Source organism: Flavimarina sp. Hel_I_48 (assembly GCF_000733945.1).
Taxonomy (GTDB): Bacteria; Bacteroidota; Bacteroidia; order Flavobacteriales; family Flavobacteriaceae; genus Leeuwenhoekiella.
Genome location: NZ_JPOL01000002.1, coordinates 425,910 through 440,070, shown reverse-complemented (window position 1 = coordinate 440,070; position 14,161 = coordinate 425,910). Strand labels below are relative to the sequence as shown.

General features: G+C 40.3%; 6 protein-coding genes. 5 read left to right on the top strand and 1 reads right to left on the bottom strand.

Going from position 1 to position 14,161, the window contains the following annotated elements:
- Positions 1-18: 18 nt before the first annotated feature.
- The 4 genes from P162_RS02145 (at position 19) to P162_RS02130 (ending at position 8,221) form a co-directional block, all read left to right on the top strand.
- Positions 19-1,182, top strand: coding sequence for a glycoside hydrolase family 130 protein (locus P162_RS02145; protein ID WP_031425547.1), 1,164 nt, complete (start codon positions 19-21; stop codon positions 1,180-1,182).
- Positions 1,183-1,649: 467 nt separating this feature from the next.
- Complete coding sequence (locus P162_RS02140) at positions 1,650-2,894, top strand: MFS transporter (RefSeq protein ID WP_031425546.1); 1,245 nt, start codon at positions 1,650-1,652, stop codon at positions 2,892-2,894.
- 267 nt (positions 2,895-3,161) lie between these two features.
- Positions 3,162-6,413 (top strand): SusC/RagA family TonB-linked outer membrane protein, encoded by a 3,252-nt coding sequence (locus tag P162_RS02135; protein ID WP_035916764.1) that lies wholly within the window; start codon positions 3,162-3,164, stop codon positions 6,411-6,413.
- 20 nt (positions 6,414-6,433) lie between these two features.
- Entirely contained in the window at positions 6,434-8,221 is a 1,788-nt protein-coding gene (locus tag P162_RS02130) for a RagB/SusD family nutrient uptake outer membrane protein (protein WP_031425544.1), read from the top strand.
- Between the two features lie 485 nt (positions 8,222-8,706).
- On the opposite strand, the gene P162_RS02125 is transcribed toward P162_RS02130, so the two are convergent.
- Entirely contained in the window at positions 8,707-10,260 is a 1,554-nt protein-coding gene (locus P162_RS02125; RefSeq protein WP_051907741.1) for an alkaline phosphatase PhoX, read from the bottom strand.
- Positions 10,261-10,497: 237 nt separating this feature from the next.
- Here P162_RS02125 and P162_RS17860 point away from each other — a divergent pair, with 237 nt between their 5' ends.
- Entirely contained in the window at positions 10,498-13,665 is a 3,168-nt protein-coding gene (locus P162_RS17860; RefSeq protein WP_051907740.1) for an Eco57I restriction-modification methylase domain-containing protein, read from the top strand.
- Positions 13,666-14,161: the final 496 nt, after the last annotated feature.

Genomic DNA, 14,161 nt, shown 5'->3' with positions numbered 1-14,161 from the left:
AAGTATATTACATCAATTATGAGCAAATTGAAAATACATTATTTAGCAATATTTATAGCGTTTCTTGCTTTGTCCTGCCATACCCAGATGCAGAAAAAGACTGTAGATAACAACCATAGTGAGCAGAAAAATAAACCATGGATTTTGGGCCCTTTTCAACGTCCTAAAAAGGCACAACCCATCATCCAGCGGGATACTCTTTCATCATTTGATGATCCTATGAGTGGTAAAACGGTTTTCTGGCAATCTAAAGCTACTTTTAACCCAGCTGCGATTGTAAAAAACGACAGTATTTATGTACTGTACCGGGCAGAGGAGGATCGTCATAACGATACCATAGGTGGTCACACTTCCCGCATAGGCGTGGCCACTTCAGGTGATGGAATACATTACCAAACCCGGCAGGAACCTATTTTCTATCCCGATAATGATGATCAAAAGCAGTATGAATGGATAGGGGGTACCGAAGATCCGCGAATAGTGGAAAGTGAAGATGGCACCTATATTTTAACCTACACCCAGTGGAATGGAGAAGTGCCCCGACTGGCGCTTGCAACTTCAAAAGACTTAAAAGAATGGACCAAACATGGACCCATTTTCGAAGCGTATAAAGAGGGAAAATACAACACTTCAGAAACAAAATCTGGAGCGATAGTAACCCGCATAAAAGATGGCAAACTAGTTGCTGCAAAGATAAATGGTAAATATTATATGTATTATGGGGTACCCCATATCTGGCTGGCAACCTCGACAGATCTCATCAACTGGCAGCCCATGGAAGATTATTCGGGTAATCTTGCGCCGGTTCTAAATCCGCGGCCCGGCTATTTTGATTCCTGGCTAGTAGAAGCAGGCGCTCCCCCAGTACTTACCAAAGATGGTATCGTTGTATTATATAATGCAGGAAATTCTTCAAACATTGGGGTAAAGAATTTAGGAAACAGGGTATATACCAGTGGACAAGCCTTGTTTTCTGCTGAAAAGCCCTGGAAATTGCTGGATCGTAGTGAAGAGCCATATTTACAACCAGAATTACCTTTTGAAAAGTCGGGACAGTATAAAGACGGGACCACCTTTGTGGAAGGCTTGGTGTATTTTCATGAGCAGTGGTATCTTTATTATGGAACGGCAGACAGTATGGTGGGAATGGCAACCGCTCAATCAAATGAAGTGGTTGATTAATCGTAAAAAAGCCTGACCTCTTAATTTTCTATCTCGATAGCTACTAAAATACAGCGAAAACCGATCAATCCGGGTTTAATTTTAAAGGTTTTTGCTAGAATATACAGGTTTCTCCCTTTCTGAAAACGGCTTTAACTATCCTATTTTAGGTAGCTATTAGCTGTTTTTAGCATGTTTGTATGCTTTGAAAAGAATAGTATTTAATGACGAAGTGTCTGGCCGCTGAGGTAAAAACTTTTATTTCAACTTCCGATCTTCCAATTCTAAGTTCAATTGGATCATTTCCAGAATTAAGGAGGCTGGACCAAAAGTCTCAATGATTTTAATCGCTAAGCAAAATCCCCAATATTCAATTGAGAAGATCATAAAAACGGAATTCGATAAATGTTAATTTCACATTTAAATTGGTAAATTGTTGAGCAATTGGTTATTTTTTGCATACATTTAACATACACTAACTAAACTTTATGAAAACAACCATCAATCGTAATGCCCTTTTCGCGGGTAGTTGCTTTGCCCTGATTACAACCGCTTTTTCTTTTTCCATACGAGCAGGTATACTTCCACAATTGGCCAATGACTTCAATCTTTCTGCAGAACAGCTGGGATTTATAAATTCTATGTGGTTTTTGGGTTTCCCTATTAGTATGATTATAGGCGGACTTATATATCATTCTTTTGGTCCCAGGAACATCATGTCTATTGCCTTTATTGCACATACCGTAGGTATCATCATGACCATATATTCTGGAGGTTATGTCAGCCTTCTAATTTCTACTTTGTTTATAGGTTTTGGTAACGGTTGTACAGAAGCAGCCTGTAATCCCATGATCGCAGATATGTTTTCTGGGGTCAAAATGAACAAAATGCTCAATCGTTTTCATATGTGGTTTCCGGGAGGGATTTTTGTAGGCGCTATTCTATCAAAATTTATGACCGACTGGAACTGGTCATGGCAGACACAAATGTGGTTGATAATGGTTCCTACTATTATTTACGCCATTCTATTCTTTGGAAAAAAATTCCCCGTGCCGCAGGTAGATAAAGCCACCTCTTTAAAGGAGAATTTTAAAGCGATGATAAGTCCTATTTACATTTTCTTATTTGTTTGTATGGCACTTACGGCTATTTCTGAATTTGGTCCTAACCAGTGGGTAAGTATCATATTAAGTTACAGCGGTGCAGAACCTATGCTTATTCTCGCTTTGACGTCAGGATTGATGGCAACAGGGAGGTTTTTTGCAGGTCCTGTGGTTGGTTTTCTGGGCCAGACCGGTGTCCTGCTACTATCAGCGATCCTGGCTACTATAGGTATTTACATGTTTAGTGTAGTTACAGGCCCTTTGGCATATCTGGCAGCAATTATCTTCGCTCTGGGAGTTTGTTATTTCTGGCCGGTTATGGTAGGATCTGTAGCCCAAAAAGTCCCCTTGAGCAGTGCTTTGGGAATGTCTGTATTAGGGGGTGTTGGTATGTTTTCCACTTCTATATTTCAACCTTTTATTGGAAGTTGGATAGATAGTGCGAGAGAGGAGAACATTAGTGAAGGTCTTACCGGAAATGCCCTGGAACTTGCCGCGGGACAAGAAACATTGCAGAATATTGTGATTTTTCCCGCTATTTTGATTGTTCTGTTTACCATTCTTTTCTTCTGGCAAAAGAATGCAAAAAAAAACCGTGAAGTCCTGGTAGATCAAAAGGATCGGGTTTAAATCTTAGCATTATCGAAAGGAACTCGTGCTCACTATGAATTTAAATTTTAAGTGAAGTTCATTTTAATCCTATTTTATAAAAATACCCGATAGGGTAACTACAACGATTTCGAATGGGATTTTTACATATTCCGACATTTGGCAGGGATTGGAAAAACAGCTTTACAAACCCCGGCACCAAAAATTATTTACGGCAGGAGACGATTAAATAAAACAATAAAACCTTACAAAAATTCGCATATAACACAACCTCTAAAAACAAAACCAATGAAAAGAATGAAAATTTTATCTCATGCTGTTTCAGACAGCAGCCTGCAGAGAGCCCCATTTATACGTTATTTAAAAAAATCGCTTGCATTTCTTTTTGTTCTACTCAGTTATTATGGGTATGCAAGGAACACGGCACCTTATGACAGCTATCAGACCACGATTACAGGAACTATTACAGACGTTAATGGTATGCCTTTACCGGGTGTGAACATTTTAGAAAAAGAAACAAATAATGGTACTTTAAGCGATTTTGACGGTAATTACAGCATAGCGGTCAGCTCTCCGGGTGCGGTGTTGGTTTATTCTTTTGTCGGGATGGCCACTACAGAAAAAACGGTGGGCAATGACAGCGTACTTGATGTAAATCTGACAGAAGATTCACAGTCCTTAGACGAGGTGGTCGTGGTAGGTTATGGTACTCAGAAAAAATCCACACTTACCGGTTCTGTGAGTACTTTAGATGGAGAAGATGTCGCACAAACCCCCGTATCAAATATATCTCAATCGATTGCGGGACGCATGGCGGGTGTAAGTATGCGACCCAATGGCGGGCAGCCGGGTTTGGATAGTCCGGCCATACAGATACGGGGCATAAGTACAACGGGGAACAGTGCCCCTTTAGTGGTTGTAGATGGGATTATCCGTTCTAATATTAACCAGATTGACCCTAATACCATTGAGTCTATGTCTGTATTAAAAGACGCCGCTGCCGTAGCTCCCTATGGCCTGGGCGGCGCAAATGGTGTAATCCTTATCACTACAAAAAAGGGAAAAACGGGTGCTCCCGCGCTGAGTTTGAGCACCTATTATGGCACGCAGACCCCCACTTATGATTATTACCCGGAACTGCTCAACGCTCAGAAATATATGAGCCTGAGAAATGAAGCTTTTTTAAATGATAATCTGGGAGTAGTACCCGAAGGTAGTCAACTACCCTTTGATCCTGGAGTAATCGCCAATTACGATAATTTGCATGCGGAAGATCCAGACAGGTATCCACAAAGCAACCCGGCAGAATATGTAAATTCCAGTGCGCCAATCCAGAATTATAACATGCAGCTGAGTGGGGGTACAGAAGATATCAAATACTATGCAGGCTTGGGTTACTTCAATCAGGGTGGATATTTTGACCCTATGAGTTACGACCGCTATAATTATAATATGAACTTACAGACTCAGGTAACTTCTACTACAAAGGTTTTGCTTTCCATACTCGGTTCTATTGAAAAGACAGAATCTGTAGATCCCCAGGAAACAGCCAGTGGATTGTTTAGAAGTGGTTTTAAATTCATACCTATTCGCAATATCAAATACAGCAATGGTTTATGGGGTGAATTTGCCGGTCGCTCTCCCGTGGCTATTTTAAATTCCGGCGGTTATGTGAAAAACAATAACAACACGCTTTTAACAACGGCTTCCATTGAGCAGGATCTGCCCTTTATAAAGGGCCTGAACGTAAAGGGAACTTTTAGTTACGACCCTAACCAGCGTACCATTAAAAACTGGCACCGGCCTTTTTATTTCTATGCGCAGGATCTCAATGCAGACCCTGTAACCTATACCAGGGAAATATCGGCTAATGAAGGAGGTGCGGCCAGTTTTACCTGGCTTAGTCAGGAGTACAATAAAAACCAGACCTTCACCTATCAAGGTATCATCAATTACGCAAATACGTTTGGCAAGCATGATGTATCAGGTTTGTTTGTAGCAGAAGCACGGAATAACAAATTTGAAACATTCAGCGCACGTCGAAATAATTTTGCCGTAAACATTGACGAATTGGGTATGGGTAGTTCAGACCGTAATGATTATGACAACGGGGGCTCCTCATCTACGGGTAGCCAGGTTGGTTATGTATACCGCTTTACCTATGCCTACAATAACAGGTATCTCTTTGAAGCGACGGGCCGGTATGATGGTCATTATTATTTCGCACCCTCAGAGCGCTATGGTTATTTTCCGGCTTTTTCTGCCGGATGGAGGTTGTCTGAAGAAAAATTTATGGAGAACCTGGAATATGTAGATAATCTGAAGGTGCGGGCATCCTGGGGGAAGTCGGGTAATCTTGCGGGTACTGCTTTTCAATATTTAAATGGGTATAATCTCTACGGAAATGCCTACGCCTTTGGTACCGGTAGAATGGTGCAGGGATCTTACGTGCCCCTGGAAGCAAACCCAAATATTACCTGGGAAATAGCTACTAAATTCGACGTGGGTTTTGATGCCAACTTGTGGAACAGCCTGCTTACCCTTGAAGCAGATTATTTTTCCGAAGAACGTACGGGAATGCTCCTTCCCCCTGCGGTAAGTGTTCCTGCCGAATATGGTCTGGACCTTTCTGAAGAGAATGCCGGTGTTATGAAAAGTCATGGTTTTGAATTTGTAGCAGGTAGCAATTACACCTTTAATAACGGACTTTATCTGGGACTGAGCGGAAACTTCAGTTATGCCACAAATGAAATGGTTGAAGTATTTGAAACTGCCGCAACCCGCAACAATCCAAACCGTAGCAGGACAGGCCGGGCCTATAACACCCCTTTTGGTTATAAATCGCTGGGATTATTTTCCACCGCAGATGATATCAACAATGACGGTATCATAAACAGTGCAGACGGCTATGATATTGAACAGTTTGGTGAACTTCATCCCGGGGATATCAGATATGCAGATTTGAGTGGCCCAGAGGGAGTACCCGATGGAAGAATAGATGCGAATGATGAAACGGTAATAGGTAATCCCGCATATCCCATGATCACTTATGGACTTACCGCAAATGCGAAATGGAAGGGTTTTGATGTGAGTTTATTCTTTCAGGGCTCTGCAAAGGTCAGTTTTGATTTAAATCAATCGTTCCAGACCTTGCCCTTCGCAAATAACAGCAGTAACACCACAAATGAATATTATAACAACCGATGGACTCCCGATAACCAGGGGGCAAAATATCCGCGGGCAACACAAAGTCCGTTTGCCAATAATACGCAGACGTCAGATTTCTGGATGGTAGACAGCAAATTTGTTAGGCTTAAAACCGCCCAGATAGGGTATACCCTGCCAACGAGCCTTACCGATGGTTTAAAAATCCAAAATTTACGCCTGTACGTTACCGGCCAGAACCTGCTAACGCTGAGCAAGCTGGACTTTATTGATCCTGAGGCAGGATATGCAGATCAGAACAACAATGATATTGACAGGGAAACGGCCTATCCCAATTCAAAGATCGTAACCTTTGGTCTGGATGTAAACTTCTAATAATTTTAAAATATATCAAAATGAACTATAAAAGCAGCATTTTAAAAATAAGCCATCTTCTTATTTTTGGATTACTGGTGTCTACTTTCACTTCCTGTGACGAGGAATTTTTAGACAATACCGATAAGACCAACTTGAACGATGAAACACAATGGGAATCTGAAAGTACAGCAGATTTATTCTTAAACGACATTTATAGCAATATTCCCAATAAAGGTAATGAACCAGAAAACCTGGATAACTTTACTGATGATAATGACGCCGGGTTTTACTACACGTCCTACAACTGGAAAAGCGGTATAGTCAATCCTTCTTCTAGTGACTTTCAGGTATGGGGAGGTACCTCTGGACCTACAGATCATGCCAACTGGGAGAGTACGTATGCTAAGGTGAGAAGGTGCAATTTATTTATTCAAAAAATAAATGAAAATGCTGAAAATTTTTCTGAATCTTATATAAAACAACGTATTGACGAAGCACGTTTTTTAAGGGCTTATTTCTATAGCGAACTCTGGTTGCACGTGGGTGGAATTCCTATTATAACAGAGCCGCTAGACCGCAATACGATGGAGCGGGAAGACATTTACAACGCGCGCAATACTTTTGCCGAAACCTTAAATTTCCTGACTGATGAGTTAGGGGCTATAGTGCAAAATCAGGCCCTGGAAGTGAAATACAGCTTTGGCGAAAGCGATGCCGGCCGGGCAACTTTAGGTGCTGCATTAATGCTAAAGGGCTGGCTTGAACTTTATGCTGCAAGTCCCCTTTTTAATAGTGCTCCTGCTTTGGCAGATCCTAACCATCTCATAAGTTTTGAAAGTGAAGATCCCTCCAGATGGGCAACGGCTGCCGCTACAAATAAAAAATTCATAGATGAGTATGGCGGTACCTATGCACTTTTTCCAGAGCTGTCTGATCTATGGCGCGCTTCTAATGAATACAATTCTGAAGTGATCTGGGACAGGCAGGTAGTGGCAAACACCATGGGTTCCAACTATGAGCAATATGGTGGCCCGGTATGGGTAAATGGGGTGTATTACACCTGGGGCAATTACAATCCCACACAGGAAATGGTAGATGATTTTGCCATGGCTAACGGTAAGGTCATTTCAGATCCTACATCAGGCTATAATCCCCAGGATCCTTATACCGGTCGTGAAAAAAGATTTTACGATTTTATCGTTTACGATGGCGCTCCTTACAAACTGGACTGGATGGAAACTACTGATACTATTTATACAAGAATAGATGAAGTCAACCCTTCACTTAACGAAATCGACTTTGGTAGTGATGATGTGGGGAATACAGGCTATTATTCCAAAAAGAAATTAAATCCAGATGCTCCGCGAGGTGGCGGTGCCAGTGGTCAGAATTATATCTTTTACCGCTACGCGATGGTCCTTCTGAATTATGCCGAAGCGCAAAATGAAGTTTCAGGGCCAGATGCCTCAGTGTATAGCGCTATAAATGCCCTCAGAAATAGATCTGAACTGCCAGATCTTGAAGCCGGACTTGATAAGAACGCCATGCGCGAGGCGATTCACAGAGAACGTAGGGTAGAACTGGGATATGAAAACAACAGGTTTTTTGATATCATACGATGGAAAATTGCTGAAGATGTTATGAGTGTTGATAAACACGGTATGAAAATCACCAATACTTCCCCATCAAACAATAGCGGAGATTGGCAGTATGAAGTAATCCCACTCAATCACCCGCATGTGTTTACATCTAAAATGTATATGAACCCTATTCCACAATCCATAATTGATCAAAATCCGGAAATTTTACAAAATCCCGGATATTAAAATTAGCCTTTTATAAATCTGATCAATCAAGGATTACTTGCAAAAAGAGCTGTCTAAATTAGACAGCTCTTTTTCTATGGTTAAACTTCCTTTATAAATTGCCCATAAATGGAATTTTTTAGGCTGTTTTCAGGCTATTTTGATCCTTTTTTGAGCGGAAATGGTATTTTTTGGTGAAAAGGCTAGGATAGGTTTGGTATGGCAACCGTGCAGGTAAAAGAAGAATTGGATTAATTTATAATACCTATCTATTCCTATATTATTTCGAGCGATAGCCATTAAAAATATAGCAAAAACTGATTGTTTTAGTACTAATATCAGCTGTTTTTTGCCGAAATAAGTCGGTTCTTCCTTTTAGTTAAATAGTTTTAAATACTCTATTTTCGGCTATTTTTAGTGTTTTTTATTCAGTTTTAAAGTATATTTCAAAGGAATATTTTGCCAGTTTTGACATGCTATTTATTTAAATTGGGTTGGCATTTGACCTATTTTTTAATGAGCTTCCTTCTTCCTATAAGTTCATTTCCCCTTTTGATTTCGACAAGATAAATCCCCGCAGGTTGACTGAAAAGGTTTAACGTATAACGTTTTATATTATTAGTCTTCTGAGTAACGACACGTCTTCCATCTGCGGTAAAAACCTGTATTTCCACTTCCGCATTTCTATTTTCCAGTTCAAGCGTATAATTTCCGGTAGAAGGATTGGGATAGATATTTAATTTGGTTCGGTTAAAACTTTCGGTGGAGAGGGGACCTCCCAGGTCTTCATTTCTCGCGATCACCAGAGTAATATCATTATCAAAAGCCAGTATGTTTCCGGCAGCATCGGTTTGCGTGGAACTATTATTTGCGCTGCTGGGATGTTGAATGGACAGGAACAAAAACCTGTAATCTGGGGAAAACGTAATTCCTGTAGGTTCAGAACCCGTGGGGGTAGTGCCAAAAATTTTTACTTTGGGATTGCTCTGCGTATGGCCTTTTTCCACCATCCAGATATAATTATTGCCGCCATCCTGCATGACCCATAAATTACCGGCGCCGTCAAAGGCGAGATTATCGTTCCCGCCGCCCCAACTTACCGCTGTAGCGCCCCTTGAGGTCTGTATGGTATAGGAAGTACCGCCCACAAAAGTCTCCATTTGACTTACCGTAGTGCTGGTAAGCGCATCAGAATCCTGAAAACGATAGACACGGCCTTCTCCCTTAACGGCAAAATAAACCTTACCGTCTGGTCCTATTTCCACATCTTCAATCCCGTTAAAAACGGTCGCATTTATAGCATCGCTTTGGGCCAGTGTACTGTTTTGTTCTGCCGGGGTGCTGTTTTTTATCTTAATCCACTGGCCAGAACCATTCTTAGAACCGCGATACACGTATAGACTTCCCGAACTCAGATCCTGGTCCACATCTGCCACAAATTTGTACAAATAACCGGGATTTGAATCTGCCCCTTCGTAAACAGTCCGTTCGTTGCCGTGCACCACTATATTTTCATGTTTAAAGTTGCCCAGCGCCCACCTTTTATCAATCACCGTTTTTGTGGCCGGGTCTAGTTCTACGCACCAGCCCAGATCATTGCGGTTGTCATTATTTGCATCTGTGGTAGCAATAGCTTCTTCACAGGTAATTATAGTATTCCAGGGCGTTACCGTGCCAGAGCAGTTACGCGCTGTACCGGCAACCACACTAAAATCTACCTTTTTTGAGTTGGTAGTTTCCCACAATTTGGTATCTGGATTAAAATTAATATCAAGTACACTTGCACCGCCGGGATTATGTTCTGAATTGATACTTAAATATCCCTTTTCGCTACTTTGTGCGATAGGTACATAACCGGCAAAATCATTATTTGCGCCCAGCACGCCACCCTGCGTCAAGGCTTCGCCTTCTTCGATTATTTTCTGAAAAATGTGGGTAGGGGGAATGGTGAAATCTGAACTCTGTCCTGCAGGTTCTACTGAAATAAAATCCCCAATATCTTGCGCCTGGACAGTGAAGATCAGAGATAGCAGGGCTACGGTAGTTATTTTTGCTTTCATAATAAATAAGATTTGGGGTAAATCGATCATTAAACCGAAGAAATCTCGGCATTGAACTGAATTATTGGTAAAATAGTGAATTTTTTATAATGTTCTTTTGGAAATGACTGATATGATGGGGTTTGAAGAATTTTATCTTTTAAGAATGGTATTACTAGCATTACTGATTATGGTGACAGGAAATTGAAATGTTTAGGAACTTTAGATAAGGATTAATTTTTTGGGATTGGTGTACGGGTGATACAGGAGAATATCCGCAAGTCCAAAGAAGAGCAGTTTCAGGCGACTTTTCTGCATGAGCTTTTTGTAAATATTCTGGGATATACTTTAAATCCCAATCCCTATTATAACTTTACGACCGAATTCAAGAACGAAAGGAACAACCGTAAGGCAGACGGCGCTATCTTAAAAGACGGCAGCGCTACCGGAGTTATAGAACTAAAGGGAACCAATACCAAAGACCTGGAGAGCATACGCCGACAGGCTTTTGACTATAAAGCCAATCAAAAGGGGTGTGTGTATGTGGTGACCTCAAATTTTGAGAAACTGCGCTTTTATATCAACGATGCGACCGAGTTTGAAGAGTTTAACCTTTTTGAGCTGACACCAAATCGCTTTGCACTGCTGTACCTGTGTCTGCAACGCGAGAACCTGCTGCGCGATCTTCCGCTAAAAATTAAAGAGGCTTCCATTGCCGAAGAAGAAGCGATTACCAAAAATTTTTACAAAGACTATTCGGTATTTAAACGGGAGCTCTTTCGCGATCTGGTAAAGCGCAATGTAAAACGAATTAAGACCAACCGCCAGGCGCAGCTGGAAGCCGTTGATACCGTAGAACTCTCTGAAGAAGAACGCACAGAGCGCAACCGCCTCGACAAGAATGTAAAACTTACCCTGTTCAAGAAGTCGCAAAAACTTATAGACCGGTATCTGTTTATTTTCTTTTCAGAAGACCGCGGACTATTACCGCCCAATTCCACATTAAAAATTCTCAATGATTTTGAGCAGCTTAAAGCGATGGATGCGCACGTGCCTCTTTATGACCGGTTTAAGCTCTATTTCAATTATCTAGACCAGGGAAGAAAAGGCACCGAAAAACACGCGGAAATTTATGCGTATAACGGTGGACTTTTTAAACCGGATGCCATTCTTGACCAACTCATCATAGACGACGACCTGCTGCTGACGCATACGCGAAAACTCGCCAATTACGATTTTGAAAGTCAGGTGGATGTCAATATTCTGGGGCATATTTTTGAAAATTCGCTCAATGAAATTGAGAGTGTAAATGCCGAAATAGAAGGTGATACCTTTGATAAACAAACCAGTAAACGCAAGAAAGATGGCGTTTTTTACACGCCCAAGTATATTACCAAATACATTGTAGAAAACACGGTAGGCAAACTCTGCGAAGAGAAAAAGACCGAATTGGGTTTTGAGGAAGCGGAGTATTTTAAAAGCCGAAAAGGCCGTAACAAAGACACGCTTAAAAATCTGGTAGACATTTTAGATACCTACCGCGACTGGCTTTTGCAAATCACCATCTGTGATCCTGCTTGTGGCTCTGGTGCCTTTTTAAATCAGGCGCTTGACTTTTTGATCAAAGAGCACCGCTATATTGATGAACTGAAGGCCAAAGTGCTGGGCGGCGGTCTGGTGTTTGCAGATATCGAAAATACCATTTTAGAAAACAATATTTATGGCGTTGACCTTAATGAAGAATCTGTAGAAATTGCTAAACTTTCGCTCTGGCTGCGTACCGCGCAACCCCGCCGAAAACTCAATGACCTAAGCAGCAACATCAAATGCGGAAACAGTTTAATAGACAGCAAAGCCGTTGCCGGAGATAAAGCCTTTAAATGGGAACAGGAATTCCCACATATTTTCAATACTGTCACTTCGAGTGATGCGCCAGGAAGCGCATCGTATCGAGAAACAGATGTCACTTCGAGTGATGCGCCAGAAAGCGCATCGTATCGAGAAGGGAAGGGTGGTTTTGATGTGGTGATTGGGAATCCGCCGTACACATACAGGAATGCCATATCTGACTATGAAAAGGAATATTTTAAAAGAATCTACAAAAGCGCCGAAGGTAATTATGACCTTTATAAATTTTTTATTGAAAAGACAATAATACTCACTAAAAATGGTGGAATGTCTAGCTTTATAGTACCTAATACATTCCTAAGCGCAAAAACATATAAAAAATTGAGGACTACAATGTTAAACAGTTTTCAAATCCTCGAATTTTTTGATTTAGGACTTGATGTTTTTGAAAATGTTGTTGTTGAAAGTGTAATTTACGCTGTTAGAAAGTTATCACCTACTAAGCAAAATGATGTTTTAGTTAAAATTCAAAGAAATAGAAAAATTCCATTTGACGATCTAGAATTTGAATACTCTATAAACTTAGATAAATATGCGGGTCCTGACAAATCATTCAACATTAATATTTCAAATAATTATGCAAGCATAATTGACAAGATGAAAATAAATTCAATTCAACTTGGTAAAATTTGTTACTGTACAGTCGGTATAAATACGGGATATATAAAAAGTGAACTAACATCTGAAAATAAGATTGATAAACGATATCATAAAATGTTAAACGGTAAAGATATAAGCAGATATGGTGTTCATTGGCCTGGTGAATATATAATGTTTGACGTTGACTTTGTAAAAAGTAAAGGTAAGCTAGGGCGCGCGTTGCCCCCAGAATACATTTTTGAAAAAGAGAAAATACTTATTCAAAGAACCAGAAGAGGTATGAAGAGAAAACTTGTCTGCTATCTCGACAAAAATGGTTTTTATAATTTAAATAGGTTATCTAATATCGTATTAACAGATGAGAACTATAATCTTAACAATTTATATCTTTTATTAAATTCATCACTGATGGATTTTTATTTTAATATATATTTTAATGAATATGAAGTTAAGCCACTACATCTAAGTAGATTACCCATACCAGTGTCGATCAAAAGCAGTAAATATTTTATTGATTTGTCGGCATCAATCTCCAACTTTTATGATGAGCTAAATAAATTAATCATTAAGTATCAAACCTTCTTTGCATCCCAATACAAACTAGAAAAACTCTCCCGTAAGCTAGAAGATTGGTACGAGTTGGATTTTGGGGAGTTTATCAAAGAGCTTAACAAAAGCATCAAAGCCAATAACAAAATTCGCGAAAAAGCGGCTAAAACAACCGATTTTAGCCCTGTTTTGGTCGATTTATTGACCAAAAAGGAAGAATTTGAGTGGATGTCGCTTTTTGAAGAAAACAAGAAAAAAGCCCAGAATCTGCAAATCCAAATTGATAAAACGGAGCGCGAAATCGACCAGATGGTTTATGAGCTTTATGGCTTGACGGAGGAGGAGATTGCGATAGTTGAGAATAGTTAACTTGTCACTTCGAGTGAATTGTTAGTGGCGGTAGCCGTAAACAATTAGTATCGATAAGAATGTCACTTCGAGTGAATTGTTAGTGGCGGTAGCCGTAAACAATTAGTATCGATAAGAATGTCACTTCGAGTGAATTGTTAGTAGCGGTAGCCGTAAACAATTAGTATCGATAAGAATGTCACTTCGAGTGAATTGTTTGAGGCGGTAGCCGTAAACAATTAGTATCGATAAGAATGTCACTTTGAGTGAATTAAATGAAGCGAGAGCAGAATTTAATTAGTATCGAGAAGCCATTTCAATCGAGAAGCCTTGTTTCTCCATGCGGTTCTCGATACATTTTTTAAAAGCTCAGGCTTTCAAAAACCACTCGAACAGACAGCGCTTGTTTAATTTAATTTTCGGGAATCTTGTCACTTCGAGTGAATTGTTAGTGGCGGTAGCCGTAAACAATTAGTATCGAGAAGCCATTTCAATCGAGAAGTCTTGTTTATACATG

What these genes read in the sequence shown, in the direction of transcription:
- P162_RS02145 (WP_031425547.1), top strand. Translation starts at nt 19, where the DNA reads ATGAGCAAATTGAAAATACATTATTTAGCAATATTTATAGCGTTTCTT.
- P162_RS02130 (WP_031425544.1), top strand. Translation starts at nt 6,434, where the DNA reads ATGAACTATAAAAGCAGCATTTTAAAAATAAGCCATCTTCTTATTTTT.
- P162_RS02135 (WP_035916764.1), top strand. Translation starts at nt 3,162, where the DNA reads ATGAAAAGAATGAAAATTTTATCTCATGCTGTTTCAGACAGCAGCCTG.
- P162_RS02140 (WP_031425546.1), top strand. Translation starts at nt 1,650, where the DNA reads ATGAAAACAACCATCAATCGTAATGCCCTTTTCGCGGGTAGTTGCTTT.
- P162_RS02125 (WP_051907741.1), bottom strand. Translation starts at nt 10,260, where the DNA reads ATGAAAGCAAAAATAACTACCGTAGCCCTGCTATCTCTGATCTTCACT.